Origin of the sequence: Halobacillus kuroshimensis DSM 18393, assembly GCF_000425705.1 — a bacterium.
Lineage (GTDB): Bacteria > Bacillota > Bacilli > Bacillales > Halobacillaceae > Halobacillus > Halobacillus kuroshimensis.
The window spans coordinates 909,852-936,271 of sequence record NZ_AUDY01000008.1 but is presented as its reverse complement, the minus strand read 5'-3'; the positions used below and the strand labels follow the sequence as shown (position 1 = coordinate 936,271).

Sequence of the window (26,420 nt, the reverse complement as noted above, 5' to 3'; positions counted from 1 at the left end):
CCATAATGACTGTGAAGGAGTTGGAAAATATGGCGGTTTACTGGTATGCCTGGGTGCTGGTCATCTGTGTCTATTTTTTTATGAAAAATACTCGAACAAGGACAGCCTTACTGTTCTTTCTTTACTTCCTTATGTGCTCCTTCAGCTGGAAGTTCATTTCCCCATCTGTCTACCTTTATGCCCATCTGATCCTTCTTATCCTGTTTGGTCTATATTTCATTTCTTTTCAAAAAAGGCCGCTGGTGGTTTATTTATGGTTGTTTTTCTTAAGCATCGGTCATGCGTCCGGCAGTCTTTTTATTCTCATTCATCCGGTTTGGATGCACCTGCCTGGATTTTCGACAGGGTTTGTTTTGGTCCTGCTTTTAAGGATGATTTTGACTGATTTTAGAGGAATAGCTGGTCTCTGGTTGTTTATCAACGGCGCAGGTATGACCCTCACCTATGTTGTTCTCCGTTTCTATGGGAAGGAAGGGGTGGTAACGGCTCAGCCGCTGCTTGTTTTTGTTCTGAAAGGGTTGTTAATTCTCCTTTTTGTGCATGGTTTACGTGTATTGAAGAAAAATAATGCAGGAGCAGGAAAAAGTAAACAAAAGGGAGACGCATATGCATGAATGAATATACATATCCCATAATGTTCGGGATTATCGCAGGAACAGTTTTGAGGGTGTTTATGATGCGGACGGATTACCGTCAGTATCCGACCTATCTGCATGGTAAGATCATCCATTTATCGCTCGGGTTTATTGCCGCTGCCCTTGGGACCATTGCCATTCCATCTATCATGGAAAAGGAATTCACGGCCGTTACTTTTCTGACTCTGGCTGCCTCCCAGTTCAGAGAGGTGCGGAACATGGAGAGGAATACACTGGCTGAAATGGACAGCTATGAACTCGTACCTCGTGGGAACACTTATATCGAGGGGATTGCTGTAGCCTTTGAGAGCCGGAATTATCTGGTGATCTTTACATCTTTCATCGTAACGCTTTGCTACCTTGCTGTGAATATGTGGGCCGCTCTCGGGGCAGCGGCGGCCTGTTTTGTGTTGTCTTCCATCTTAATGAGTGGCTCTAAACTTGGCGACATCGTAACGATTGAACAAAGGGAGCTCACGTTCGACGGGGCTGGTCTTTACGTGGATAACATTTATATTATGAATATCGGTCTCCCTGAACGGCAGGATGAAATCTTAAGGTATGGGATGGGGTTTATCCTGACGCCTAAATCTTTTAACATCCGTTCTACGATTGCCAATCTCGGCCAGCGGCAGGCGATTCTACATGATGTGTCTGTGACGCTCGGGGTCTTCCGTGATTCCGGAACACCGGCTCTTGTGCCGCTCATCAAGCGTGACTTGAATGATGGGAGGATCGGTGTATTCATCCTCCCTCAGGAGAAGGATCCCGCCCGTGCCAGAGAAGTCATAGCCAATGTACCGGTACTGGAAAATGCGATACAAAAACCAGGGAAAAGGAGTGGGTGATGACAAATGAAAATGGAAAAAGCGATCCTCGCCTCCATTACGACACTGGATAATAAAGTCCAGGGAAGTGCGGCTGTTTTCAAGTGTGAGACAAAAGAGGAGATGGAGGCGGTGGCCGCTAATTTGGAAGCCATTTTAGATGGGATCGCCCACCGGTTGAGTGACCAGCTCTATATTATTGTCAAGCACTGAACGTTGAAGAAAGAATTGTTTCTTTTCCTAAAGTCTGCTAAAATAAAAAAGTTAATGGCTTGCTGCTGTTCTTCGGGTGATGGGCGGAAACCATCAAGCCGTAGGGGAGCAGTCTTTTTTTGCTTTTCACTGCTGTTGAAACATGAAATAATGAAAATAGAATGAAGAAAGGATGATCCTTTCATGAGAAAATCAGTAATTGCAATCGTAGGACGACCGAATGTCGGTAAATCAACGATTTTTAACCGGCTGGTTGGAGAAAGAATATCTATTGTAGAAGACACGCCGGGGGTAACCAGAGACCGGATTTATGCAGAAGCCGAATGGCTCACCTCCACCTTTAATGTCATTGATACAGGCGGCATTGAAATCGGAGACGAGCCTCTTCTTGTGCAGATGCGTGCTCAGGCACAGGTGGCTATAGATGAAGCGGATGTCATCGTATTCATGGTCAATGGCCGTGACGGCATTACCGGAGCCGACGAAGAGGTGGCAAAACTGCTCTTCAAATCCAATAAGCCTGTCGTACTGGCTGTAAATAAAGTAGATAACCCGCAGATGAGGGAGAATATCTACGAGTTTTATTCCCTTGGATTCGGGGAGCCTTTCCCGATTTCCGGGACACACGGTCTCGGCCTTGGGGATCTGCTTGATGAAGTGGTTAAGCACTTCCCTGAACGGATCGAGGAGGAAGTCGATGATGACACCATCCGGTTCAGCTTGATAGGACGGCCGAATGTCGGAAAATCCTCGCTTGTAAACAGTCTGCTCGGACAAGAGCGCGTAATTGTCAGTGATATAGCCGGAACAACAAGGGATGCGGTTGATTCACCATTCACGAAAGACGGCCGTGACTATGTCATCATTGACACCGCGGGGATGCGTAAGCGTGGGAAAGTGTATGAATCTACAGAGAAATACAGTATACTCCGTGCATTGAAAGCGATTGAGCGTTCCGACGTTGTTTTAACGTTAATTGATGCAGACACCGGGATCCAGGAACAGGACAAGAAAATTGCCGGTTATGCCCATGAAGCCGGTAAGGCGGTCGTCATTGTCGTGAATAAATGGGACACGCTGGAAACTGATGAGAAAACGATGAAGGAATTCGAGGATAAAGTCCGGGATAACTTCCGATACCTTGATTATGCACCCATCGTCTATCTGTCTGCCAAGACGAAGAAACGTATTCACACACTGCTTCCAAGAGTGCTGGAAGTCAGCGAAAACCATGCCAAACGAGTGCAGACCAACGTGTTGAATGAAGTCATCATGGATGCTCTGGCTATGAATCCTTCTCCTTCCATTAAAGGACAGAAGCTGAAAATCTTCTATGCTGCCCAGGTATCCGTGAAACCACCGAGCTTTGTGGTTTTTGTAAATGAACCTGAACTTATGCACTTCACGTACGAACGATTCCTGGAAAATCGGATCCGGGAAGCTTTTGGATTTGAAGGAACTCCAATTAAAATCTTTGCAAGAAAACGGAGTTAAGCTGTAGGAAGGGAGTCGATACTGTGGAAAAGATAGCGGTTTTAGGCGCGGGAAGCTGGGGGACGGCCCTGGCTCTCGTTCTCGCTGATAATGGTCATGATGTCCATTTATGGGCACATCGGAAAAGTCTGGCTGAGGAGATCAGCCGCACACATACAAACGAAAAATACCTGGAAGGTGTGGCGCTTCCTGAACAGCTCCAGGCCACACATGAAATGGCTGAAGCCGTTCGAGGCGCCGGCCATATTCTATTGGCTGTTCCGACGAAAGCTATGCGGGAGGTCTGTGCCCAGTTAAAGGATCTTCTACAGGATAAAGTCATCCTCACTCACGCAGCCAAAGGGATTGAACCCGGAACTTACAAACGGGTATCTGAAATCATAGCTGAAGAAATTCCGAAAGAAAGTTATGAGGATATTGTTGTATTGTCAGGTCCGAGTCATGCGGAGGAAGTCAGCCGCCGGCAGCCGACGACTGTAACGGTATCGGCTTCCGATCTAACCGTGGCAGAAAAAGTACAGGATATCTTTATCAACCAGAATTTCCGTGTATACACCTCCCCGGATCTTGTCGGTGTGGAGCTTGGTGGAGCCTTGAAGAACATCATTGCTTTAGGAGCGGGTATTTCCGATGGTCTCGGGTATGGAGATAATGCTAAAGCGGCGCTTATCACAAGAGGCCTTGCTGAAATCGCCCGTCTTGGTACATCCATGGGAGCGAATCCCCTGACGTTTTCAGGCTTGACTGGAATCGGTGACCTGATCGTTACATGTACAAGTTCCCATAGTAGAAATTGGCGTGCCGGATACAAGCTTGGTCAGGGGAACGGGCTTGAACAGGTGCTTGAGGATATGGGGATGGTTGTTGAAGGGGTTCGTACAGCTAAAGCAGCCTATCAACTCGCCTCCGATCAGAATGTCGACATGCCGATCACCACAGGAATCTACCAAATTTTGTTTGAGGACAAAAGTCCGCGTGATGTCGTTGATCAATTGATGACACGGATCCGCAGGCATGAAATGGAGGATTTGACAAATATCCTTGACCAGCAGTTGAATGACTGACACATGATGACCTCTGTGCATATACTACACAGAACCTAATGCACGAGGAGGTCAATTGTTCATGAGTGATTTTCAAAAGAGTATTTTTGATCACCTGAAGAAAAAAGCAAACATCGATGCTCAGGATGTATTTAAGGTCGCTGATAAGGTCCAGCACGCAGATTTTTCGGACGAAAAAACGGTGCGGGGGCTGGTCCGGCAGTTGTCAGCGGTCGCAGGCAAAAACATATCCAAGCAGAAGGAAGACAAAATCGTCGAAGCAGTTATTAGTCAGAATATGCCTCTGGATATGAATACGTTAGGTAAATTTTTGAAATAATTGCGAACTGGTGGGCGCCTGAGGAGGCGGTCTTTCCATCGTATGCATAAGATATCACGCAGCAATCATTACACATGAGCTGGTCAGGGAATTGTTTAGTCACCCGGGGTGGGAACACCCCGGTTTTTTTATGTATCCGTTTACGAAGGGGATATGGTATAATGTCAAAAGTCGAATGTACATCAAAGGAGGGCCATTTATGTCTGAATCCATGCTGAATATGTACATATCCTTTGCTGGAATCATCTCCTTATTCCTTGCTATTGGTCTCATCTATTTAAGCAGATTTAAATTAAAGGGCATTTTTTCAGCCGTTACCGCCGTGTTTGCCTACTTGTTTATGATTGTGGGCGGCTTGATTATTTTTTACATTGTACTCAGCGGCCCAACCGCTTAACGAAGGAGGAAACAGCATGAAGATTTTTCACTACTCAGGGCTGCTCATTCTTCTTTTCCTGTTAACCGGGTGCTTATATCCTCAAGAAAGACTTCAGAAAAATCAGGTTCCCAACGATCAGCAGCTGAATATGGTACAGGACGCTGTCGATACTTATCAGGAAAGAACAAACGGGCTTCTTCCTATTAAGACGAAAGATCAGGATACACCGCTTTTTCAAAAATATCCTATTGAGTTCAGCAAGCTGAAGGAAATGAACATTCTTGGAGAGCTTCCGGGGACATCTTTTGAAAACGGGGGCCATTACCAGTACGTCATTATTCATCCGGAAACGGACCCTACGGTGAAAGTGCTGGACCTGCGGACAACAGAAGAAGTCAGGTCACTCCAGGTGAAGGTCAAATTCTATACGGATAACAACCGCTATCCTCCTTTAGGAGATTTCGTGTCCCAAGGGGTGTACGAGCTGGATTATGAGAAGATCGGTATGGATGAACCACCAATGATTGACAGTCCATATTCTGATCAGCGTCTTCCGGTTTACCTGGATGAACAGGGGCAGGTCTATATCGATTACCGGAAAGATCTCTACGCATATCTTCGATCAGAGGACCATGCGTATGAGGCTGGAGAGGACATTCGTTTTCTTCTGACGGATTATACCCCGATCGTGCCTGCCTATTCAACGGCCTATACGGTGGAAGAGGGAGAGCCGGTATTTTTTACCGCCCCGTCCTCTTCCTGATTGAACCGTTCCCCCTGTGGGAGCGGTTTTTTCGTATGTCCACCTCTTTCATGTTCCTTTCCCTGGCTGATGTGCTTGTGCCGCTTGATTATAGATTTCTGGCATATTCACCTGGGACAACGTCATAGAATCAGAGTGTCTAGGCTTGTATGGTGGTGAAATTACATTTGGGAGGGGATCCTTTGGAAAAGGTTGATATCTTCAGTGATATTTCCAAACGGACAAATGGAGATATTTATTTAGGTGTTGTCGGTGCTGTACGCACGGGTAAGTCAACATTTATAAAGAAATTTATGGAGCTTGTTGTACTGCCCAACATGGATGAGGAATCTGACAGGGAACGTGCTTTGGATGAACTGCCACAGAGTGCAGCAGGAAAAACGATTATGACCACCGAGCCTAAATTCGTCCCTAACCAAGCGGCTAATATTACAATAGATGACCATCTGGATATCAGGGTCCGAATGGTGGACTGTGTGGGTTACGCTGTTAACGGGGCTGTCGGCTATGAAGATGAACACGGGCCGAGGATGATTCACACTCCATGGTATGAGGAGGCCATCCCGTTTCATGAAGCAGCTGAAATAGGGACGCAGAAAGTGATCCAGGAGCATTCCACGATTGGAATTGTTGTTACGACAGACGGGACGATAGGCGAAATACCGAGGCAGGACTATGTGGAGGCCGAGGAGAAAATTGTTGAGGAACTGAGGGAGGTTGGAAAACCTTTTATTATGATCATCAATTCCGCCCAGCCTCATCATCCGAACACCGAACACCTCCGGGAGTCCCTTGCGGAGAAATATGATATCCCGTGCCTGGCTCTTTCTGTGGAGAGTATGAGAGAACAAGATGTTCAGAGTGTCCTTCGGGAAGCGCTGTTTGAATTTCCGGTTCTTGAGGTGAATGTGAACCTGCCGAGCTGGGTTATGGTGCTTGATTCCAGGCACTGGTTGAGATCGAACCTGCAGGCGGCGATCGAGGATACTGTAAAAGACATCAAACGTCTCCGTGATGTCGACCATGTTGTAGGCAGCTTCGATCAGTATGAGTATATAACAGGGGCTCATATTTCAGGCATGGATCTTGGTGAAGGAATCGCTGAAATTGACCTGCAGGCGCCGGAGCACTTATATGATCATGTCCTGAAGGAAATTGTTGGTGAAGAAATCCGGGGCAGGGATCACTTGTTGGAAATCATGCAGGATTTCTCCTATGCAAAACGTGAATATGATCAAGTGGCTGATGCCCTGCAAATGGTAAAGCAGACCGGTTATGGGATTGCAGCTCCTTCTCTTGAGGATATGAAGCTCGATGAGCCGGAAATCATCAGACAGGGATCCAGGTTTGGCGTGCGTCTCAAGGCGGTAGCCCCTTCCATTCATATGGTTAAAGTAGATGTGCAGTCTGAATTTTCACCGATTATCGGAACAGAGAAACAGAGTGAAGAGCTCGTCCGATATTTAATGCAGGACTTTGAAGATGATCCGCTTTCCATTTGGAATTCCGATATTTTCGGACGTTCCCTGAGTTCTATTGTAAGAGAAGGCATTCAGGCCAAGCTGGCATTAATGCCTGAAAATGCCCGCTACAAGCTTCAGGAGACACTGGAACGGATTATCAATGAAGGTTCAGGCGGCATGATCGCAATCATTCTGTAACGGCTCTTATTAAGAGCCGTTTTTATTTTTTATCATGGCCTTTGGTCTTCATCCTGTTGGTTTTGTTAAAAAAGCAGCAGGAAGAACGGCGGCACCTGTTCAAAAGAGATACATAAGAATAGCATTCCGGATGGCTGCTCAAGGAACCTGGAGGCGCTTTCAAATGGGGGCGTAATGTGAAAACCGCGTCTTTTCAGGCTTTCTGGACGAAGGATTTGAAAATTTTTTTACTGAAAAACTTTGAAATAAAGGATTTTTTCACAACAACGTCGTATTAACCTATGAGAAGATGTTCATACTGGTAGAAACGTTGTCATGGCAGGCTTTGCGGGTTTTTTTGCAATTGTTGGACATTTCCGCGTCTGAATGGAAAGTGAACCACAATTCAGCTTTGAAATCGCATTGTAACGCGATTTTTAAAGGATTGTCTATTGAATTTCATGAAAAACTCGTTTATTATAAGGCTTGTCATCAAATGATGACCGTTAAATAAACATTTATAGCGGTGTGAACACCGCTTGAATGAGTTTAACCTTCTCGGGAGGAGGTGAATGTCATGAACAAAACAGATCTAATCAATGCGGTATCTGAAAAAGCAGATCTTTCTAAAAAAGATGCGACTCAAGCTGTAGATTCTGTATTCGAATCTATCATGGATTCACTTAAAGATGGTGACAAAGTCCAGCTGATCGGATTCGGTAACTTTGAAGTTCGTGAGCGTGCGGCACGTAAAGGCCGTAACCCACAAACTGGTGAAGAGATTGAAATCTCTGCAAGCAAAGTACCAGCGTTCAAACCTGGTAAAGCCCTTAAAGATGCGGTTAAATAATCAGCTACATAGGGCTTGGGAAAAGGGTGCACACTGCACCCTTTTCCTTTTTTTCATAGTAAAAAGCCGGATATGCGTCCATACTGTACTTGAATCGCGCTCTGAAGCCCATTCAACAGGGTGGATATTTTGACAAAGGCGGCTCATTAAGACATAGTTAAGATAAAGAAGGAGGGCTCCTGCGATGTCTGCATCCAACAACGATTTTTTTGTAATTAAAGCATTGGAAGATGGTGTGAATGTCATTGGTCTTACAAGAGGAACGGACACGAGATTCCACCATTCCGAAAAGCTGGACCGTAATGAAGTGATGATTGCTCAGTTTACAGAGCATACATCTGCTGTGAAGGTACGCGGAAAAGCGGTTATTCAGACGAGCCACGGGGAAATGACCAACGACACAGAGTGATGGTTATCCTCTGTTGTCCGATACATACAGGGACTGGCGAAATATGCTATAATAGGAATGTTTATTAGTGTTCGGGAAGGGACCGGGTGATCATGTTGAATTCTTCAGATAACGATATTAAGCAGCTCAAAAGTAAAATCGCAGCCAAGGTCCGCCATCCTTATTTGGTTCGTTTTATACCTGAGCCGCACATCGATGACGACAAACTTGTTATCTTATCTTCCATTATGAACCATACAACACTGCCGGTGGAGAAGAAAGAGCAGTATATTATTACGACCATGCTCGTACAAATTGCTCTGGACACCCATGATCTGGTTACCTTGACTGATGACGAGGATGACAAAGAAACAGTAAGGCACCGCCAGCTCACGGTTCTGGCTGGTGATTATTTCAGCGGGCTCTACTATTATTTATTATCCCAGTTGAATGATATTCCAATGATTCATACCCTTGCGGGAGCCATCAAGGAAATCAATGAGCTCAAGATGGAACTCTACTATAAGGATGTGGAGTCTTTTCAGGAATTTCTGGATGGTGTGAAGAAAATTGAATCGCTGCTCATACAAAGAGTAGGTGCGTATGTTCAAAAAACAGCCATCAATGACATGGCAGGGGAATGGCTGCTGGCTAAGAAATTGATGGAGGAAAAACGCAGTTATCAGGAAGGGAACGTATCGCCGTTGATCGAAGCCCTTGTGAAAAGGCCCGGCCTTTTCGGGAATCACGGACAGGTGATCGGAAGCCTCGAACAGATGGTGCAGAGTCATGTAAACCATCTTGAGGCCGCGGTAGCTCAGCTGCCCATTCATTTCAACTGGCTGAAATCCTACGTCCATGCAGCTATTCACCATCAATTTAATCATAGACAGATCGCGGAAGAAGGGTAAGTAATTATGGATCCACAAACGAAAGAAGAACGGGTACACCATGTGTTTGAGAAAATATACGAACGTTATGATAGTATGAATTCCATTATTTCTTTCCAACAGCACAGGCTTTGGCGCAGGGACGTCATGAAGCGCATGAATGTCCAGCCGGGCGATACGGCCCTTGACGTCTGTTGCGGGACAGGAGACTGGACAATGGCTTTGGCAGAATCTGTCAGCAGCAATGGGAAAGTCACCGGCCTGGATTTCAGTGAGAACATGCTCTCTGTCGGTATAAAGAAAAAGCTGGCCGGTCGAGTGCGCCAGGTTGAGTTTCAGCATGGAAATGCGATGGCTCTTCCGTTTGAGGATGATCAATTCGATTTTGTAACCATTGGATTTGGTTTAAGGAACGTACCTGACTACCAGCAGGTGCTGCGGGAAATGTACCGGGTGGTCAAGCCCGGCGGTAAAGTCGTCTGTTTGGAAACCTCCCAGCCGACAAATCCTTTTTTTAAACGGATGTATTACTTCTATTTCGGAAATATCATGCCGCTTTTCGGCAGGGTGTTCGCAAAGAGTTATCAGGAGTACAGCTGGCTTCATGAATCAGCCAAGGACTTTCCCGGCAAGAAAGAATTAAAAATGATGTTTGAGGAAGCCGGCCTTTCCAACGTCATTGTCAAATCCTATACAGGCGGCGTAGCAGCTATGCATATGGGTGAAAAGCTTTAACCGAGGATGAACTAGAATGAAATTAGCCATGATCTACTCTTTTCTAAAAAATGACCTGGCTGTGATTGAAGATGCAGTCAATGATACCATTCAGTCCAACAATACGGTTTTAAGAGATGCGTCCAGTCAGCTTCTCCAGGCAGGCGGCAAGAGAATCCGCCCTGTCTTCGTTCTTCTCGGGGGCAAATTCGGCGATTATGATATTGAACGAATGAAAGCCGTTGCTGTTTCTTTAGAGCTGATACATACAGCCTCTCTCGTCCATGATGATGTCATAGATGAAGCGGAGCTGAGAAGAGGGGAACCAACCATTAAAGCAAGGTGGGATAACCGCATTGCGATGTATACAGGGGATTACATATTTGCGCGCTCTCTGGAAACGCTGTCGGTACTTGAAAACCCGAAGGCCCATCAGATTCTCGCTGGAACGATGGTGGAATTGTGCCTTGGTGAAATTGAACAGATTAAGGACAAATACAATGTCCACCAAAATTTCCGCACTTACTTACGACGGATCAAAAGGAAAACGGCTCTGCTTATTGCGGCCAGCTGCCGTCTCGGAGCCATTGCAGCGAATGTTGATGAAGAGAGAGAAAAAGCTCTTTACCGATATGGCTACAATGTAGGAATGTCTTATCAGATCATCGATGATGTGCTGGACTTTACAGCTTCTGAAGAGGAGCTGGGTAAGCCGGCAGGCAGTGACCTTCTGCAGGGAAATGTGACATTGCCCGTGCTTCTTTCTATGGAAGACCCACTCTTCAAGAAGCAGCTTCAGGAAGCTTTCACAGGGACAGAAGAGGAAACGACAGAAAAACTGAAACCTCTAATCCGGACCATCCAGACAAATGGTTCGATTGAACGATCCCTTGAAATCAGCGACCTGTATCTTCAGAAAGCCTATCAGTCATTACATGAGCTTCCAGCAGGACGTGCCAAACAGACTTTGAAAGGGATTGCCAAGTATATTGGAAAAAGAAGGGCATGATTCTATTGCCTTTCCTTTCATTGTTTGATAGACTTTTTTATGGCACTTATTAAAAGCGCTTTCAGACTATACATAAGATGAGGTGTTTGTCATGGAAAAGACTTTTTTAATGGTAAAACCCGACGGTGTACAGCGTAATTTGATTGGAGAAATCACAGGCAGATTCGAGCGGAAAGGTTTCAAGCTGGCCGGCGCCAAGCTGATGTCTATTCCTGAGGAATTGGCACAAGAGCATTATGGCGAGCATAAAGAGAAGCCTTTCTTTGGCGAATTGGTCGAATTCATCACTTCCGGTCCTGTATTTGCAATGGTATGGGAAGGTGAGGATGTCATAGCGGCCGCACGACAGATGATGGGGGCTACAAAGCCTTCAGACGCTGCTCCTGGGACGATCCGCGGGGACTTTGGTATGATCGTTGGGAAGAATGTCATCCATGGCTCCGATTCAAAAGAAAGTGCAGAAAGAGAAATTTCCTTGTTCTTCAACGAAGGAGAACTGGTCGATTATCAAAAAGACAGCCTTGCCTGGGTCTATGAATGAACGATAAAACCGCCTGCGGGCGGTTTTTTTGTTTCTACCTCTCTATATTTACAATAAGCAGGCGGTAGCGTAATCTTAAAGGTAGATTATAGAAGCAGGGGGCACGGGGATGACAGATGATTACATAAGCTTTATGGAAAATATTTTTGCAAAGACAGGCATTGATCTTTCTCTCTATAAAGAGACGCAGATGAAACGGAGACTTACCTCACTGCGTGACAAAAGAGGGTACCGCAGTTTTTTCAGCTATTTTCAAGCTATGGAGGGAGACCGGGAGCTTTTGGAAGAGTTGATGAACAAGGTCACCATCAACGTCTCTGAATTTTACCGGAATCGGCAGCGTTTTGATGTTCTGGAAAAGAAAGTGATCCCTCATTTATTGAAAAAGAATAAACGTCTACGCGTATGGAGTGCCGCTTGTTCTACGGGGGAGGAGCCTTATACGCTGGCGATGATCCTATCGCGTTTTTTTCCTCGGGAACAGTTGGAAATTATCGCTACAGACATAGACCCTCAAGCTCTGGCACGTGCGAAAGAAGGCGTGTATCACGAGCGGTCACTCAAAGAAGTTCCTGATGAAATTAAGCAGGCGCACTTTACTAAAGAGGGTTCATTTTACCGTGTTCATGAAGATATCAGGAGCCGTGTTGTGTTTAAGGAACACAATCTGCTGGCCGATGCTTTCCCTTCCAGGTGCGACCTGATCGTCTGCCGCAATGTCATGATTTATTTTACGGAAGAGGCCAAAAAAGAATTATACTTTAAATTCAACCAGGCTTTGGAGACGGATGGAATTTTCTTTGTAGGCAGTACGGAGCAGATTTTTTCGCCGGAACACTATCATTTCAAGGTTTTCGACACCTTTTTTTACCAGAAAGTAAATAGAACATCTGCAGCCCTGGATGTAAAAGCGTTTTCATGAAAGATTAATAAAAAAATTGAATTTTTCGATGTTACAAACGGGATTCCTTATGATATAGTAGTATCTAAAATTTATCCCCCGTTATATCCGGGGGTACCTATACAGGAGGTACAATATTCATGCGCTACTTAACCGCTGGTGAATCACACGGAAAACAACTGACAACAATACTGGAAGGCATCCCCTCTCATCTTCCACTGTTGAGGGAACAGATCAATGAATCACTCATACGCCGCCAGGGTGGCTACGGTCGTGGAAAACGGATGCAGATTGAAAAAGATCTCGTAGAAATTACAAGTGGTGTAAGACATGGATATACGTTAGGGTCACCCATTACGCTTGTTGTACATAATGATGACTTTAAGCATTGGACAGATATTATGGGAGAAGATCCACTTCCAGAAGGCACAGATAAAATCCGACGGACTGTAACGAAGCCCCGTCCGGGTCACGCCGATCTTAATGGCGGAATGAAATATGGTCACCGTGATATGCGGAATGTGCTGGAGCGTTCTTCAGCAAGAGAAACAGCTGCAAGGGTAGGAGCAGGAGCGGTCGCGAAAGTCCTCCTGAAAGAACTTGGTATTGAAGTTGCCGGCTATGTAAGAGAAATTGCAGGCATCGTCAGTGATGTAGATGAAAATCTTACTCTGAGTGAACGCCGTGAAATTTCCGAAGCGTCTCCTGTCCGTACATTTGACGAACAGGCGGCTGAAAAAATGATGAAAGCCATTGATGATGCGAAGAAGGATGGAGATTCCATCGGAGGCGTCACTGAGGTATACGTAGAAGGGATGCCTGCAGGGCTTGGCTCTTATGTTCAGTACGACCGGAAGCTTGATGCTAAAATTGCCCAGGCCGTAATGAGTATCAATGCCTACAAAGGGGTGGAATTTGGAATTGGTTTTGAAGCAGCAAGAAAACCAGGAAGCCAGGTCCATGATGAGATCCTTTGGAGTGAAGAGGAAGGTTACACACGCAGGACGAACCGTCTTGGCGGGTTTGAAGGCGGGATGACTACTGGGATGCCGATTGTGGTCAAAGGCGTTATGAAGCCAATTCCGACGTTATACAAGCCTCTGCAGAGTGTTGATATCGAATCGAAAGAGCCATTTAATGCAAGTATCGAGCGTTCAGATTCGTGTGCAGTACCGGCAGCGTCTGTTGTAATGGAACATATCGTTGCTTTTGAACTGGCCAAAGCGATTACAGAAGAATTTCCATCCGATTATTTCCCACGTCTTAAGCGGGCGGTTGATGATTACAGAAAAGAAATCAGGGATTTTTGATGAAGACATTACAGATCAAGGCAACTACACATGAATATGAGGTTGTCCTCGGGGAAGGGATCCGTCATAGAATTCCTGACATGCTGGAAAAAGATTATCAGTCCATCCTGATCATCACCGATGATCAGGTATCGGATTATTACCTCGAAGATGTGAGGCAGTCGTTTACCGGTGGACAACACGTCCATACGGCTGTGGTCCCAAGTGGGGAAGCATCGAAAAGTATGGAAAGTTATGAGCAGCTCCTGGATGCCTGCACGACTCATCAGCTGGACCGCCGCTCATTGATCATCGCCCTTGGCGGCGGTATGATTGGTGACCTCGCGGGCTTTACCGCTTCAACGTACTTAAGAGGTATCGATTATATCCAAGTTCCGACTACGATTCTGGCTCATGACAGCAGTGTCGGCGGGAAAGTAGCCATCAATCATCCGAGAGGTAAAAATCTTATCGGGAGCTTTTTCAACCCTCAGAAAGTTGTTTATGACCTTGAAACCATCGCTACACTTTCCCGGAAGGAAATCCGCTCAGGTTATGGAGAAGTCATTAAACACGCTTTCCTAAGTGATGTAAACTGGCTTGAAAGCCTTCTTGATGTGTCGCTGGATACCTTGACAAGCAGGCAGCTGGAGGAAGATTTATATAGAGGCATTCAAGTGAAGGCCTCTATCGTGGAAAAAGACGAAAAGGAAGCGGATATCCGCCAGTACTTGAATCTCGGACACACACTCGCCCACGCCATTGAATCAGAGCTCGGTTATGGCAGAGTGACACATGGAGAAGCTGTAGCCCTCGGGCTTTTGTATGCTTTGAAATTAAGCAGCAGGAAAAGCGACGAAGATTTACGAGTAAATGATTATGTAAACTGGTTGAGAAAAAATGAATATCCCCTTGATCTACTGAGAGGCCTTGATGCTGAAAAGCTGGTGGATCGTATGAAGTGGGATAAGAAAACGATCGGCAGGCAGATTAACTTTGTTCTGCTGGATGGCGTAGGACATCCCTATGTCCAGGCCATGGATGACAGTCTCCTGTTAAATGAATTAAAATGTGTCATAGAAGAGGTGGGGAACGGATGATGATCAGAGGAATCAGAGGAGCTACGACCGTCGAAAACAATGAACAGGATGAAATCGTCAACCGTTCATTAGAAATGATGCAGGCGATCATTACGGCTAATCAGCTGGATGCGGATGATGTCGTGTCCGTTTACTTTACCGTTACCGAAGATTTAACAGATACCTTTCCAGCGAAAAGCTTGAGGCAGATGGATGGTTGGACGTATGTGCCCGTCATGTGCATGAGGGAAATCCCCGTACCTGGCAGCCTGAAAAAATGCATCCGGGTGATGGTGACGGCCCGGACCGAGATTGAGCAGGCACAGATCCAGCATGTATATCATCATCAGGCCGTTCAACTTCGCCCTGATTTAAAGAGTTGAGAGGAGTTTTTTCATGAAAGCAAAAGATATTCTTAAGACGATGAAACCTTATAAACCCGGTAAAGGCATTGAAGAGGTGAAAAAAGAGTATGGGCTTGACCGTATTGTCAAATTGGCTTCCAACGAAAACCCATACGGCTTTTCTCCTGTGGTAAAGGAGGAGCTTCCGAAGCTCGTTTCCAAACTGGAAATTTATCCGGACGGCTATGCAGCGGGTGTCAGGACTAAGGTTTCCAGTTTTCTTGGCGTGGACGAGAATCAGATCATTTTTGGAAATGGATCGGATGAAGTTGTCCAAATCATCTGCCGCACATTCCTTGAGCCTGGTGCCAATACGGTTATGGCTTCTCCAACGTTCCCTCAGTACCGTCACAATGCCTTGATAGAAGGTGCAGAAGTAAGGGAAGTTCCGTTGAAGGGCGGCCATCATGATCTCGAGGAAATGATTCGTCAAATTGATGAAGACACGCGTGTTTTCTGGATCTGTACTCCGAATAACCCAACAGGGGTTCATATCAATGAAGAAACGATAAAAGACGTGCTGGCCAGAGTGCCCGAACATGTGCTGGTCGTGCTTGATGAAGCCTACTACGAATACCTGGAAGCGGAAGATTCTTTTGATGCGGTCTCCGCATTAAATCAATACCCGAACTTAATGGTTCTCCGTACCTTTTCAAAAGCTTATGGTCTTGCCGGCCTGCGTATCGGTTTTGGGTTGGCCGCTGCGGATGTCATCCAGGTACTGGAACCAGCAAGAGAACCGTTCAATACCTCCACAGTCGCCCAGGCTGCTGCTATACTTGCTCTGGACGATCAGGAATTTATAACGACAACGGTGGAAGCTACCCATAAAAATAAACAAGCCTTGATGCGTTTCTGTGATGAAAACGATCTGGGCTATTACGATACACAAGCGAACTTCCTTTTGATCCAGCTTCCTATCAGCGGGGATGAGATGTTTGAATACCTCCTTACTCAAGGGTTTATCGTTCGCTCCGGTGAAGCGCTTGGACTGCCGAATTCCATACGATTGACCATCGGCAGAGAAGATGACATGCTCCAGATTCAACAGGCAATGAAAAAGAAGCTGGAAATGGTTAAGCAGTCATGAAACAGACAGTCCTGATCGTCGGTTTAGGGTTAATCGGCGGATCGATTGCTATGAATGTATCAAAAAAAGAAGATGTTTTTGTCATCGGTATGGACGGAGACGAAGCAGCTTTGAATATGGCGCTGAAACAGGGCGTCATTGACCAGGCATCTTTTAACTTTTCTAAAGCAGTTGTGGAGGCGGATGTATGTATCCTGGCTACGCCTATTTCAGTCACCATTGATTTTCTCCATCAGCTGGAGAACGTGGAGCTGACTAAACCGCTGCTTGTTACGGATGTGTCATCTGTCAAAAATCAGGTTTTAAAAGCAGCGGACCGCCTGACACATCCTCTGCTTTCCTTTGTGGGCGGCCATCCAATGGCCGGCTCACACAAGCAGGGCTATACAGCGGCGAAACCTCATCTGTTTGAAAATGCGATATACGTTCTCACGCCCGCCCTTAATAGCACAAAGGCAGAAGCGGACAGGCTTAAGGATTTACTATCCGAAACAAACGCCCGTTTCCTGACGTTTTCGACAAGTGAACATGATGAAATGACTGCGGTCATTTCCCACTTCCCACATTTGATTGCTTCCTCTCTCGTCCATCAGGCGAAGGTTTGGCAGGAAACCCACCCATACATTGAACACCTGGCTGCCGGCGGTTTTAAGGATATCACCCGGATTGCTTCCAGCAACCCGAAGCTCTGGCAGGATATTTTCTTTCAAAACAGGGACCTCCTTATTGCGATGCTGGAAGATTGGATCAATGAAATGGATAAAGTCCGCACCTTTCTTAAGGAGGAGGCGGAAGAGGAAACATATGAATATTTAAAAGAAGCCAAGCTTTACCGTGACGGCCTTCCTGTGAAGGAAAAGGGAGCTATTCCAGCTTTTTATGACATTTATGTAGATATTCATGACCAGCCGGGAGCTATCCATGATGTAATCGGTCTTTTGGCTGCGGAAGGAATCAGCATAAAAAACATTCAAATCCTCGAAATCCGTGAAGGGATTACAGGGGTTCTCCGTGTAAGCTTTGCTACAAGCGAAGAGCAGAAGCTGAGTCATAAAGTCCTGCAGGAGAAAAAATATGAAGTAATGGTGCAGCAGTAAACAAGGGAGGCAGAAGAATGACGGATATACAATTGCAGCCGACACAGAAGCAGCTGCAGGGGACCATGTCTGTCCCTGGCGATAAATCAATATCCCACCGGTCTGTTATATTTTCAGGATTAGCGGAGGGAACCTCTCATATTACCAATTTTCTAACGGGAGAGGACTGCCTTCGGACTGTCGAAGCTTTTCGAGAAATGGGTGTCAGAATTGATCAGCAGGATGACCGTCTGACGGTATATGGAAGAGGAATTCAAGGCCTCAAGGAGCCATCTTCGCCATTGAATTTCGGTAACTCCGGCACAACCGCAAGATTGATGAGCGGGATTTTAGCAGGGCTACCTTTATTCACGACAGCGTTTGGGGATGCGTCCTTATCCAAGCGGCCGATGGACCGTGTCGTCGTCCCATTAAAGCAGATGGGAGCGGACATCACCGGCAGGGATGAGAATCGTCTGCTTCCCCTAGCGTTCAGAGGCCGTAAATTGGAAGGGACCGTGCATGAGCTCACCGTAAGAAGCGCGCAGGTGAAGTCAGCGCTCCTTCTTGCAGGCATGCTGGCGGACGGGGAGACCAAAGTGGTCGAACTCGGACAGACAAGAAATCATACAGAAATGCTCCTTCCTGAATTCGGCGTGAACCTTAACGTAGAGGGCGCTGCCATTACCATCGAGGGCGGTCAGCAGCCACAGGCATCAGATATAAAAATTCCCGGGGACATTTCATCAGCCGCATTTTTCATTGTCGCTGCTTCCATCGTTCCCGGCAGTGATCTCATTATTAAAGATGTAGGGTTGAACGCTACACGGGACGGTATTATTCAGGCGATGAAAAAAATGGGGGCGGATATTGAAACGGATATCCATACCTATATTGGGCGCGAGCCGGTCGGGGACGTCCGGGTTAGAAGCTCCCGTCTCAAGGCTCTACAGCTCGATGGTGAGCTGATTCCGAATCTTATTGACGAAATCCCGATTATTGCGCTTGCTGCGACACAAGCTGAAGGAACAACTGTCATTAAGGATGCGGAAGAACTGAAATTCAAGGAAACCGATCGTATTGAAGCGGTCGTGACCACTCTTGCAAAGCTCGGCGCAGAAGTAGAGGCCACAGAGGACGGAATGGTCATTCATGGAGGGGCTTCTTTAACAGGAGGAAGTGTCCACTCTTATGGTGATCACAGAATAGGTATGATGGGTGCTGTCGCTTCTCTTATCAGTGCAGAGCCGGTCACGATTCAGGACAAGGACTGCATCAATATTTCCTATCCTTCCTTTTTCGAACATTTAAATGAAGTACTCCGTTAAAATAACTTCATAGTTTCATTGAAGCTCTCATACGATATAAAAAGCCTGCCTGGTGGATGTAATCGTAGAGAGCTTCTTTGTATGAAACGAAAGAGAAGATGATCCAGGGATGTGGTCTCAGGCAGGATCACCACGAGGAAAGGGATGGGGCGTACAGGATTTGATGGTTATGGAAGCGCATTCGGCCTGGTGGGATTATATTACGGCGGTTTATGACTGAAAAGAGGGACCTGCTTTTTCGGTTTGAACACCTAGTGAATAGCTTACGCAGCAGATATCTGGAATATGACCCCATCATGAAGCTGTCTGTTGTACATAAACAGACATCCGCACCCTGACATCTATTCTTCTTTTCATCTTATCCGTTCCTGAATGGTAACCTTGGACAAAATTCGTCAGCGGAATGGAATATCGTCGAACGACTAATCAGAAATGTGGTCTTCACTGGATGGACATTATGGTATGATTAATCTGAAAGACGTGGTTTTCCGATGGAGAGCCGGAACGTTTGAATAGAAGGATATTTTCAGATATCATAGTGCTGTTCCAATATACAAAAATACGAGCGGACGGATGGAAAACCCCATCCGATCTAAATAAAGTGAAGAATCACATGTATGTGCTTTACGTGGAAAGGATGTCATCATGGAGGAAATACAAAAAGCCATTCGTCAAATGGAAGCCCATAAGACGGAAGATGCAATACACACACTGACAACATATCTGCCAGAGGCGGATGAAGAGGAGCGTTTTACCATTGCAGAACTGTACATGCAGTGGGGAATGCTGGAAGAAGCGAAAATGGTGCTTCACGAACTGATTCAACGCTATCCGAAAGAGCAGGAATTGAAAGTGATGATGGCAGAAATTCACATCGATCTAGATGAAGATGATGAAGCAATCGAACTGCTGAACCAATTCGGACCTGAAGACGAAGACTATCTTCAGGCGCTGGTACAGCTTGCTGACCTGTATCAGGCCCAGGGGCTGTATGAAGTAGCCGAACAAAAACTTCTGGCTGCTAAAAACGTGGAGCCGAACTCAGCCATTATTGATTTTGCTCTTGGTGAACTCGCGTTTTCAAATGGAGAGTACTCCAAGTGTATCCCGTATTATGAAAATGCTATGTACCATCAGCCTGTGATTGGTGATATAGAAGTGGCCACACGACTGGCTGAAGCCTATGCAGCCAATGGGGAATTTGAGCAGGCGCTGGAATTCTTCCAAAAGGTGGAAGAGGACAATCCGGATGTTCTCTTCCGTTATGGATTTGTGGCTTTCCAGGCAAACCGTAATGATATCGCGATTCACGTCTGGGAGGAGCTGATTGAGAAGGATCCTTACTTCCAATCGGTTTATCCGCACCTGGCTCAGGCTTATGAGTCCGAAGGGATGCCTCAGGAAGCCCTTGATATGGCTCAAAAAGGCCTTGCTAAAGACGAATTCAACAAGGAACTTTACCACCTGGCCGGCAGTCTTTCCCACCGTCAGGGAAAAAAGGAAGAAGGTTACCGTCTCATGCGGGAAGCGGTCGCCCTTGATCCCGGTTATAAAGAAGCTGTTCTGTTTCTGATCGAAAACTATAAATCCGATGAGGACTATGATCAGATCATCGATTTAATTCAAGAACTGATCTCCTTAGGTGAGGAAGATCCGCATTATCTATGGGAGCTGGCCCTGGCCCTGGAAGAGGAAGAGCGATTCAAGGAAGCCTATGAACAATACAGCCAGGCTTATCTTTCCCTTAAGGAAGACACCGACTTTCTCAAATCCTACGGATACTTCCTCATTGAGGACGGCCGTAGGGAAGAAGGGGTCCGTGTATTCAAGGAATACCTTGCCATCGACCCTGCTGATACAGAGATCGAGGATTTCGTTAAGCGTCTGAATGAGGAATAAATGGAAAACTAAAGCGCAGGAGGGGCGCATATGCAGACACCAATTTCTGTGGATGAGAAAAAAGATTTTGTCCGCTGGTTTTTGAATCACTTTCAGTTGAAAAAGAGGGAAAGTGTCTGGATTCTTAACTATTTAATGAATCATGAATCTCTTTTATCCAGTGTTCATTTCGTCCAGGAAGTGAAGTTTTGTCCCCGTGGTATGGAAATTAGTGCGCAGGGAGTTTCTGATCCCCCTTTCCGGTTTTATAAAGGTCAGGTGATGACCAACGATGCGGAAAAATCCTTTCATGATCTTCGTATGAATCAGGGGGAGCCGGTTTATATTCAGATGAACTTCGAGAATGCCCAGCAATGTTCCAAATATGCGCTTGTTCTTGAGGAAAATCCATACCTTCCCAAAGATTATTATTTGAACGACCGTGATAAGAATGAAGCAGACCGGCTGTTGAAAATCAGCCTTCTCCAGCACCGGAGAAAGCAGATTGAAGAACAGATTGATGAATCCCTGATCAATGGGGAACGGACGGTTTTTACCGAGTTGTGCGGCCGGCTTGAAAAAGTGAAAGAGGAACTGAGTGCGTTTTATTAAAAATAAAGTCAGGAGCATCCTATGATGTTCGCTGACTTTATTTTTTATTTTTATGTAGTAAAATATAGAAAAACGTACATAACAAAGGCAGGGGATACTTATGAAATGGACGAAAGCAGATATGACCCAGTACTTACCGGAAAAACAATATGTGGACACGTTAATGATTCCACTGATACCATTTGACCCCGCCGGGGATCAGCAGATGGCCGGGCAGGCTTTTCAACGGGAGCTGAATCAGGTGTTTACGAACCTGATTGAAAAAGAATACAGAGGCAGAATCTTTCTTTCCCCTGACTATGCCTATTTAAAGGGTGGATACGAAAAGGAGAAAGAAAGATTAAATGAGTGGATTCAGCGTTTCAGGGAACAGCCGTTTGAACACGTTTTCCTATTTACGTTCGACAGCGGCTGGAAGAGACATGAGGATGATCTGGCCGGTCGTTTAATCTGGGTGCCCGGGATGTCCAGCGGCAGCATGAAATCGACAGAAACACAGGCATTTGTGAAGGAACAGGCCCGCGGCATCAGTGAACTTATCCAGGCCTATTGGTGACTGGATAAAACTTCCGACAAGGTTTGATATTTTATTGACCAGGCTATAAGATTGCGCTATCATGGTAATGTCCTAGTTAAACCATGTGTGATCGATCCATGCTGCATGGATTACAGCATAGAGGGGGGAAAAGTATGAGCGATAAAAAGAGGGTGTCCCGACGTCAGTTTCTGAACTACACGCTCACTGGTGTAGGCGGTTTCATGGCTGCCGGTATGCTTGCTCCGATGGTTCGGTTCGCAATCGATCCCGTTTTGAAATCCAAAGAAGGCGGAGATTTGAAATCGGTTGCTTCCGTCGATGAGATCACAAAAGAGCCGCAGCGCTTCGAGTGGACCATCGATCAGGTGGACGGCTGGTACGAATCTGAAGTACAGAAAACAGCCTGGGTATACAAGGATGACAATGATGAAATCGTTGCCCTGTCACCGATCTGCACCCATTTAGGCTGCACAGTAGACTGGGGCTCCAATGATGAGTACCCGAATGAGTTCTACTGTCCGTGTCACGGGGGCCGTTATACAAAAGACGGCGATAACGTTCCGGGCACACCGCCGACCGCACCATTACCTGTTTTTGAGCACGAAACCAAAGAAGGTATGCTTTATTTAGGTGAAGCAAAAGACAGAGGGGGGGCATAACACATGCTTCAGAGAATTTACGACTGGGTGGACGAGCGTGTCGATGTAACCCCGTTATGGCGTGATATAGCGGATCACGAAGTTCCTGAGCACGTCAACCCGGCGCATCACTTTTCAGCATTTGTTTACTGTTTTGGTGGTCTTACATTCTTCGTAACAGTCATTCAGATTCTGTCCGGAATGTTCCTGACCATGTACTATGTACCAGATATTGAGAACGCATGGAAATCCGTTTATTACTTACAACGAGAGGTTGCTTACGGGCAAATCGTACGTGGGATGCACCACTGGGGCGCCAGTCTCGTCATTGTGATGTTATTCTTACATACACTGCGGGTATTCTTCCAAGGCGCTTATAAAAAACCGCGTGAATTGAACTGGGTGATTGGGGTCCTATTGTTCTTTGTCATGCTTGGTCTTGGTTTTACAGGATATCTGCTTCCATGGGATAACAAAGCTTATTTCGCTACTCAGGTAGGTCTTGAGATTGCAGCGGCAACACCGTTTATCGGAGATCAAATCCGTACACTGCTTGCCGGTGACCCATCGATTGTTGGTGCTCAAACGCTTACACGTTTCTTTGCTATCCACGTATTTTTCCTTCCGGCTGCATTGTTCGGATTAATGGCCTTCCACTTTGTCCTAATCCGTAAACAAGGTATTTCCGGACCACTATAAAATAGCAAAAGAAGGAGGGAAAGCTGTGCATAGGGGAAAAGGGATGAAGTTCGTCGGTGATTCAAGGGTCACTGCCGAACAAAAAGCCAATTTACCAAAAGACTATTCAGAATATCCAGGCCGCACGGAAGCGTTCTGGCCCAACTTCCTGTTGAAAGAGTGGCTGGTAGGATCGGTCTTTCTGATCGGGTTTTTAATACTTACCGCTGCCCACCCGTCACCGTTGGAGCAGCAGGCGGATCCAAACAACGCGAGTTACATTCCGCTGCCGGACTGGTACTTCCTGTTCTTGTATCAATTCCTTAAATATCAATTTGCCGGCGGAGATTATATTGTTCTCGGAGCAATTGTTATGCCGGGTCTTGCCTTCGGTGCACTTCTGCTTGCACCGTTCCTGGACCGGGGACCGGAACGACGTCCTCACAAGCGTCCAATTGCTGTAGGTCTGATGCTTCTTGGCTTCGCAGCCACCTTTTGGCTTACGTATGAGTCCGTCACACATGCAGATTACGAAATGCGTGCGGAGAAATATGGCGTGAACGTGGAAGCGGTTGAATCAACCATTGATAAATCAGCTCCAGGTTATGCCGTTTATGAAGCCAACTGTCTAAGCTGTCACGGCGACGCCCTTCAAGGTCAGGGGAGTTATCCAGCATTAATTGATGCAGAGCTGACTGTTGACCAAGTGAAAGATATTGCCGTGAATGGTAAAGGCGCCATGCCGGCTGGAATCTTTAACGGAACAGATGAGGAACTTCAGCAGCTTGCTGAGTTTGTTGTCGGCGCCGGCAGTGGAGAAGGAGGCTCATCAGAAGGGGAAGGATCTGCAGAGGGAGAAGGCTCCTCCGAAGGAGAGGGCTCTTCGGAAGAAGAAAGCTCCTCCGAAGGAGAAGGCTCGTCTGATGAAGAGGGATCTTCCGGGGAAGAAGGTTCATCTGAAGGAGAAGAATCTTCCGATGAAGAAAGTTCTTCTGAAGGAGAGAATGGTGAAGATTCAGAAGAAGAGAACGGGTCTTCTGAAGAATGAACAAAATAGATTGATGAATGCCGCGCTGAAATATGCGCGGTTTCTTTTGTTACAGGAGGAAGGTTCGCATGAAACAGATGTTGACATATATTTTGACGCACCGGCTTTTTTTAATCGTATTATTTTTTGTTAATCTCGGAGGAACCATTTACGGGTACCTGTGGTATGAACCGCAGTTGGAGGTGACAGAACCGATCTTCCTCCTGTTTGTTCCTGACAGCCCCACAGCCAGCTTGTTTTTTACAATCTTTCTTGGTTTTTATCTATTTGGAAGGAATGTCCCATATATAGAAGCCCTCGCGCTCATTACACTGCTTAAATACGGTGTATGGGCGGTGGTGATGAATGGTCTTACCTTTATGGAATATGGCGCTCTGCCATGGACCGGTTATATGCTTATTTTTTCTCATAGTGCCATGGCTGTTCAGGGGATTCTGTATGCACCCTTTTATGCGATGCGGACCAGGCATATTCTTTTTGCTGCTGTATGGACGCTTCATAATGATGTCATTGACTATGTCTTTGAACAGATGCCTGTCTACCCGGCTATTATGGAGCATATGAAGGAAATCGGCTATTTCACCTTCTGGCTGAGTCTGTTCTGTATAGGCGCAGCCTATTACCTTATGAAAAAGATACAGAACGTCTAAATGTGGATCCCTTTTCATAACATGTAACTAACCGGGATAATGAGAGGGGAGAAGTGAAATGGGACAGGTGTGTAAAGTTGTGTTCATATCCCTGATATTCACGCTCATGCCACTGAGCCTGCATGGTGGGTGGGGTGAGGGAGCCCAGGAGCAGTGGGAACGATTTTACAGCCAGTACAGGTCACTTCTACATGACGGAAAAACTGAGGCAGCAGAGAGGCTCCTGCATAGCAGGTGGCCGGATATGGAAACATATATGAGCGGGGTGTCGGAAGAGGACCGGGCCGTCTGGGAGGATTTGAACATGTACCAAGACGGAGACCGGCCGACGGAAGCGGCTCTCCTTTTCTTTGAAGTGATCACAGCACCAGACAGAGAGACAGCAGTGGAACAAAAATTAGCAGCTTTTCGTGAGGGGTTGTCTAGTACTCCGGCGGAGCAGGTTCTTCTGGACTGGGAAGACCTTGAGCCCGTCGTGATGCACGTGTATGACTCTGTTGACACCAAGCAGCTCCGGGAGGCACTTGAACAGCATCATCTTCAACCGACGACCGACACGGCTGCCTCTGCATCCGCAATGGTCGATGCGTTTGTCCAAGGCACCGATGAAGGAGTGTCCTTGACGGGTATGGCTGCAGGGGTGGGAGGATTTATCCTTGCTGTTCTTTTTTATGTAGGGGTGAGGAAGCATCCTTCCCGTTCAAAAATTAGACACACAATAAAAGAACATAATAGTTGATTTTCCACAGGGATTTGACTAAAATTGACCTAAGAACCATTCTTATGGAGGAATGACAAATGAGTTTTATCATTTACTTTGCTTTGATTTTAATTATCCCTTTGTGGGCTCAGTCTAAAGTGAAGTCTACGTACAAAAAATATTCACAAGTCCCTACTTCATCGTCCATGTCAGGTGCTGAAGTAGCACGAAAAATTCTTAATGACAACGGCCTCTTTAATGTAGCTGTGGAAGAAGTCCGCGGCCATTTGACAGACCATTACGATCCGCGCTCCAAAGTGATTCGTCTTTCTTCAGACATTTATCACGGACGCTCCACAGCTGGTGCAGCAGTGGCAGCACACGAAGTGGGGCACGCCATACAGGATGCTCAGGATTATGCTTTCCTTCGTTTCCGAAGCGCCCTCGTCCCGGTAGCAAGCTTTGGTTCCAATATCTCCATTTTCCTATTGATTGGTGGTATGCTGCTTCAGATGACAGGCCTTGTCTTAGTCGGGATTGTCTTCTTCGCAGCGGCCGTGCTGTTCCAGCTGGTTACACTGCCTGTAGAATTCGATGCTTCCAACCGTGCCATGGCACAGCTGGTGTCGACCGGCGTTATCCGGAACGATGAAGAACGGAAAACGAAAAAGGTCCTCAATGCTGCGGCAATGACATATGTGGCAGGTGCACTCGTTGCCCTTGCCGAACTTCTCCGCTTCGTATTCATGTTCATTGGGATGAACGAAGAGTAAAAGACAGGAAAA

30 protein-coding genes and 1 pseudogene are annotated in these 26,420 nt (G+C 46.3%); all 31 read left to right on the top strand.

The window, feature by feature from the left end; genetic code table 11:
* The first annotated feature begins 29 nt into the window (after positions 1-29).
* The 31 genes and pseudogenes from H615_RS0106755 (at position 30) to H615_RS0106600 (ending at position 26,408) form a co-directional block, all read left to right on the top strand.
* Positions 30-614 carry a YphA family membrane protein gene (locus H615_RS0106755; RefSeq protein WP_027954432.1) on the top strand — a complete coding sequence of 195 codons (585 nt, stop codon included), beginning with the start codon at positions 30-32 and terminating at the stop codon, positions 612-614.
* Complete coding sequence (locus H615_RS0106750; protein ID WP_027954431.1) at positions 611-1,483, top strand: YIEGIA family protein; 873 nt, start codon at positions 611-613, stop codon at positions 1,481-1,483. The genes H615_RS0106755 and H615_RS0106750 overlap by 4 nt, the downstream gene beginning before the upstream one ends.
* A gap of 6 nt (positions 1,484-1,489) precedes the next feature.
* Positions 1,490-1,675, top strand: coding sequence for a capping complex subunit for YIEGIA (locus H615_RS0106745; protein WP_027954430.1), 186 nt, complete (start codon positions 1,490-1,492; stop codon positions 1,673-1,675).
* A 183-nt stretch (positions 1,676-1,858) separates the two neighbouring features.
* The gene (gene der, locus H615_RS0106740) at positions 1,859-3,169 is read left to right on the top strand and encodes a ribosome biogenesis GTPase Der (protein ID WP_027954429.1); all 1,311 of its coding nucleotides are present in this window, start codon (positions 1,859-1,861) and stop codon (positions 3,167-3,169) included.
* A gap of 23 nt (positions 3,170-3,192) precedes the next feature.
* Entirely contained in the window at positions 3,193-4,233 is a 1,041-nt protein-coding gene (locus H615_RS0106735; protein WP_027954428.1) for an NAD(P)H-dependent glycerol-3-phosphate dehydrogenase, read from the top strand.
* Between the two features lie 61 nt (positions 4,234-4,294).
* A complete protein-coding gene (locus H615_RS0106730) occupies positions 4,295-4,552 on the top strand; it encodes a stage VI sporulation protein F (protein WP_027954427.1) in 258 nt (85 codons plus the stop codon).
* A 199-nt stretch (positions 4,553-4,751) separates the two neighbouring features.
* Entirely contained in the window at positions 4,752-4,949 is a 198-nt protein-coding gene (locus tag H615_RS0106725; protein ID WP_027954426.1) for a DUF2768 domain-containing protein, read from the top strand.
* A gap of 16 nt (positions 4,950-4,965) precedes the next feature.
* On the top strand, positions 4,966-5,694 hold the full coding sequence (locus tag H615_RS0106720) for a hypothetical protein (RefSeq protein ID WP_027954425.1): 729 nt from the start codon (positions 4,966-4,968) through the stop codon (positions 5,692-5,694).
* 182 nt (positions 5,695-5,876) lie between these two features.
* Positions 5,877-7,355 carry a stage IV sporulation protein A gene (spoIVA, locus tag H615_RS0106715; protein ID WP_027954424.1) on the top strand — a complete coding sequence of 493 codons (1,479 nt, stop codon included), beginning with the start codon at positions 5,877-5,879 and terminating at the stop codon, positions 7,353-7,355.
* 556 nt (positions 7,356-7,911) lie between these two features.
* Positions 7,912-8,184 carry an HU family DNA-binding protein gene (locus H615_RS0106705; RefSeq protein ID WP_008638574.1) on the top strand — a complete coding sequence of 91 codons (273 nt, stop codon included), beginning with the start codon at positions 7,912-7,914 and terminating at the stop codon, positions 8,182-8,184.
* A gap of 184 nt (positions 8,185-8,368) precedes the next feature.
* The gene (gene mtrB, locus H615_RS0106700) at positions 8,369-8,593 is read left to right on the top strand and encodes a trp RNA-binding attenuation protein MtrB (RefSeq protein WP_027954422.1); all 225 of its coding nucleotides are present in this window, start codon (positions 8,369-8,371) and stop codon (positions 8,591-8,593) included.
* A gap of 92 nt (positions 8,594-8,685) precedes the next feature.
* Complete coding sequence (locus H615_RS20975; RefSeq protein ID WP_242520198.1) at positions 8,686-9,483, top strand: heptaprenyl diphosphate synthase component 1; 798 nt, start codon at positions 8,686-8,688, stop codon at positions 9,481-9,483.
* Between the two features lie 6 nt (positions 9,484-9,489).
* Positions 9,490-10,197, top strand: coding sequence for a demethylmenaquinone methyltransferase (locus tag H615_RS0106690; RefSeq protein ID WP_027954420.1), 708 nt, complete (start codon positions 9,490-9,492; stop codon positions 10,195-10,197).
* Positions 10,198-10,213: 16 nt separating this feature from the next.
* Positions 10,214-11,185, top strand: a complete 972-nt coding sequence (gene hepT, locus H615_RS0106685; protein ID WP_027954419.1) for a heptaprenyl diphosphate synthase component II — start codon at positions 10,214-10,216, stop codon at positions 11,183-11,185.
* Positions 11,186-11,276: 91 nt separating this feature from the next.
* Complete coding sequence (gene ndk, locus H615_RS0106680) at positions 11,277-11,726, top strand: nucleoside-diphosphate kinase (RefSeq protein WP_027954418.1); 450 nt, start codon at positions 11,277-11,279, stop codon at positions 11,724-11,726.
* A 109-nt stretch (positions 11,727-11,835) separates the two neighbouring features.
* Positions 11,836-12,648 (top strand): CheR family methyltransferase, encoded by an 813-nt coding sequence (locus tag H615_RS0106675; protein WP_027954417.1) that lies wholly within the window; start codon positions 11,836-11,838, stop codon positions 12,646-12,648.
* Between the two features lie 119 nt (positions 12,649-12,767).
* Positions 12,768-13,937: a chorismate synthase gene (gene aroC / locus H615_RS0106670; protein WP_027954416.1), complete on the top strand. Its 1,170-nt coding sequence runs from the start codon at positions 12,768-12,770 to the stop codon at positions 13,935-13,937.
* Positions 13,937-15,016 carry a 3-dehydroquinate synthase gene (aroB, locus tag H615_RS0106665; RefSeq protein ID WP_027954415.1) on the top strand — a complete coding sequence of 360 codons (1,080 nt, stop codon included), beginning with the start codon at positions 13,937-13,939 and terminating at the stop codon, positions 15,014-15,016. Before aroC ends, aroB begins: the two co-directional genes overlap by 1 nt.
* Complete coding sequence (gene aroH, locus H615_RS0106660; protein ID WP_027954414.1) at positions 15,016-15,378, top strand: chorismate mutase; 363 nt, start codon at positions 15,016-15,018, stop codon at positions 15,376-15,378. The genes aroB and aroH overlap by 1 nt, the downstream gene beginning before the upstream one ends.
* A 13-nt stretch (positions 15,379-15,391) precedes the next feature.
* Positions 15,392-16,489, top strand: coding sequence for a histidinol-phosphate transaminase (gene hisC, locus H615_RS0106655; RefSeq protein WP_027954413.1), 1,098 nt, complete (start codon positions 15,392-15,394; stop codon positions 16,487-16,489).
* Positions 16,486-17,586 carry a prephenate dehydrogenase gene (locus H615_RS0106650; RefSeq protein ID WP_027954412.1) on the top strand — a complete coding sequence of 367 codons (1,101 nt, stop codon included), beginning with the start codon at positions 16,486-16,488 and terminating at the stop codon, positions 17,584-17,586. Before hisC ends, H615_RS0106650 begins: the two co-directional genes overlap by 4 nt.
* 17 nt (positions 17,587-17,603) lie before the next feature.
* Complete coding sequence (gene aroA / locus H615_RS0106645; protein WP_027954411.1) at positions 17,604-18,893, top strand: 3-phosphoshikimate 1-carboxyvinyltransferase; 1,290 nt, start codon at positions 17,604-17,606, stop codon at positions 18,891-18,893.
* Between the two features lie 645 nt (positions 18,894-19,538).
* The gene (locus H615_RS0106640) at positions 19,539-20,792 is read left to right on the top strand and encodes a tetratricopeptide repeat protein (protein ID WP_027954410.1); all 1,254 of its coding nucleotides are present in this window, start codon (positions 19,539-19,541) and stop codon (positions 20,790-20,792) included.
* A 30-nt stretch (positions 20,793-20,822) separates the two neighbouring features.
* Positions 20,823-21,383, top strand: coding sequence for a ReoY family proteolytic degradation factor (locus H615_RS0106635; RefSeq protein ID WP_027954409.1), 561 nt, complete (start codon positions 20,823-20,825; stop codon positions 21,381-21,383).
* A 100-nt stretch (positions 21,384-21,483) separates the two neighbouring features.
* Positions 21,484-21,939 carry a YpiF family protein gene (locus tag H615_RS0106630; protein WP_027954408.1) on the top strand — a complete coding sequence of 152 codons (456 nt, stop codon included), beginning with the start codon at positions 21,484-21,486 and terminating at the stop codon, positions 21,937-21,939.
* Between the two features lie 134 nt (positions 21,940-22,073).
* Positions 22,074-22,580: a QcrA and Rieske domain-containing protein gene (locus H615_RS0106625; RefSeq protein WP_027954407.1), complete on the top strand. Its 507-nt coding sequence runs from the start codon at positions 22,074-22,076 to the stop codon at positions 22,578-22,580.
* Between the two features lie 3 nt (positions 22,581-22,583).
* Positions 22,584-23,258, top strand: coding sequence for a menaquinol-cytochrome c reductase cytochrome b subunit (gene qcrB, locus H615_RS0106620; protein ID WP_027954406.1), 675 nt, complete (start codon positions 22,584-22,586; stop codon positions 23,256-23,258).
* Between the two features lie 25 nt (positions 23,259-23,283).
* Positions 23,284-24,042: pseudogene (locus H615_RS20970) on the top strand (c-type cytochrome); the annotation flags it as partial.
* Between the two features lie 320 nt (positions 24,043-24,362).
* Positions 24,363-24,935: a lipoprotein heptaprenylglyceryl N-acetyltransferase LhaT gene (lhaT, locus tag H615_RS0106610; protein ID WP_027954405.1), complete on the top strand. Its 573-nt coding sequence runs from the start codon at positions 24,363-24,365 to the stop codon at positions 24,933-24,935.
* A 244-nt stretch (positions 24,936-25,179) separates the two neighbouring features.
* Complete coding sequence (locus tag H615_RS0106605) at positions 25,180-25,674, top strand: hypothetical protein (protein WP_156896449.1); 495 nt, start codon at positions 25,180-25,182, stop codon at positions 25,672-25,674.
* 59 nt (positions 25,675-25,733) lie between these two features.
* Positions 25,734-26,408, top strand: a complete 675-nt coding sequence (locus H615_RS0106600) for a zinc metallopeptidase (RefSeq protein WP_027954403.1) — start codon at positions 25,734-25,736, stop codon at positions 26,406-26,408.
* Positions 26,409-26,420: the final 12 nt, after the last annotated feature.

Coding starts and splice junctions, on each gene's coding strand:
- H615_RS0106755 (WP_027954432.1), top strand. CDS start 30: ATGGCGGTTTACTGGTATGCCTGGGTGCTGGTCATCTGTGTCTATTTT.
- H615_RS0106750 (WP_027954431.1), top strand. CDS start 611: ATGAATGAATATACATATCCCATAATGTTCGGGATTATCGCAGGAACA.
- H615_RS0106745 (WP_027954430.1), top strand. CDS start 1,490: ATGAAAATGGAAAAAGCGATCCTCGCCTCCATTACGACACTGGATAAT.
- der (WP_027954429.1), top strand. CDS start 1,859: ATGAGAAAATCAGTAATTGCAATCGTAGGACGACCGAATGTCGGTAAA.
- H615_RS0106730 (WP_027954427.1), top strand. CDS start 4,295: ATGAGTGATTTTCAAAAGAGTATTTTTGATCACCTGAAGAAAAAAGCA.
- H615_RS0106725 (WP_027954426.1), top strand. CDS start 4,752: ATGTCTGAATCCATGCTGAATATGTACATATCCTTTGCTGGAATCATC.
- H615_RS0106720 (WP_027954425.1), top strand. CDS start 4,966: ATGAAGATTTTTCACTACTCAGGGCTGCTCATTCTTCTTTTCCTGTTA.
- H615_RS0106705 (WP_008638574.1), top strand. CDS start 7,912: ATGAACAAAACAGATCTAATCAATGCGGTATCTGAAAAAGCAGATCTT.
- mtrB (WP_027954422.1), top strand. CDS start 8,369: ATGTCTGCATCCAACAACGATTTTTTTGTAATTAAAGCATTGGAAGAT.
- H615_RS20975 (WP_242520198.1), top strand. CDS start 8,686: ATGTTGAATTCTTCAGATAACGATATTAAGCAGCTCAAAAGTAAAATC.
- H615_RS0106690 (WP_027954420.1), top strand. CDS start 9,490: ATGGATCCACAAACGAAAGAAGAACGGGTACACCATGTGTTTGAGAAA.
- hepT (WP_027954419.1), top strand. CDS start 10,214: ATGAAATTAGCCATGATCTACTCTTTTCTAAAAAATGACCTGGCTGTG.
- ndk (WP_027954418.1), top strand. CDS start 11,277: ATGGAAAAGACTTTTTTAATGGTAAAACCCGACGGTGTACAGCGTAAT.
- H615_RS0106675 (WP_027954417.1), top strand. CDS start 11,836: ATGACAGATGATTACATAAGCTTTATGGAAAATATTTTTGCAAAGACA.
- aroC (WP_027954416.1), top strand. CDS start 12,768: ATGCGCTACTTAACCGCTGGTGAATCACACGGAAAACAACTGACAACA.
- aroB (WP_027954415.1), top strand. CDS start 13,937: ATGAAGACATTACAGATCAAGGCAACTACACATGAATATGAGGTTGTC.
- aroH (WP_027954414.1), top strand. CDS start 15,016: ATGATCAGAGGAATCAGAGGAGCTACGACCGTCGAAAACAATGAACAG.
- hisC (WP_027954413.1), top strand. CDS start 15,392: ATGAAAGCAAAAGATATTCTTAAGACGATGAAACCTTATAAACCCGGT.
- H615_RS0106650 (WP_027954412.1), top strand. CDS start 16,486: ATGAAACAGACAGTCCTGATCGTCGGTTTAGGGTTAATCGGCGGATCG.
- aroA (WP_027954411.1), top strand. CDS start 17,604: ATGACGGATATACAATTGCAGCCGACACAGAAGCAGCTGCAGGGGACC.
- H615_RS0106640 (WP_027954410.1), top strand. CDS start 19,539: ATGGAGGAAATACAAAAAGCCATTCGTCAAATGGAAGCCCATAAGACG.
- H615_RS0106635 (WP_027954409.1), top strand. CDS start 20,823: ATGCAGACACCAATTTCTGTGGATGAGAAAAAAGATTTTGTCCGCTGG.
- H615_RS0106630 (WP_027954408.1), top strand. CDS start 21,484: ATGAAATGGACGAAAGCAGATATGACCCAGTACTTACCGGAAAAACAA.
- H615_RS0106625 (WP_027954407.1), top strand. CDS start 22,074: ATGAGCGATAAAAAGAGGGTGTCCCGACGTCAGTTTCTGAACTACACG.
- qcrB (WP_027954406.1), top strand. CDS start 22,584: ATGCTTCAGAGAATTTACGACTGGGTGGACGAGCGTGTCGATGTAACC.
- lhaT (WP_027954405.1), top strand. CDS start 24,363: ATGTTGACATATATTTTGACGCACCGGCTTTTTTTAATCGTATTATTT.
- H615_RS0106605 (WP_156896449.1), top strand. CDS start 25,180: ATGGAAACATATATGAGCGGGGTGTCGGAAGAGGACCGGGCCGTCTGG.
- H615_RS0106600 (WP_027954403.1), top strand. CDS start 25,734: ATGAGTTTTATCATTTACTTTGCTTTGATTTTAATTATCCCTTTGTGG.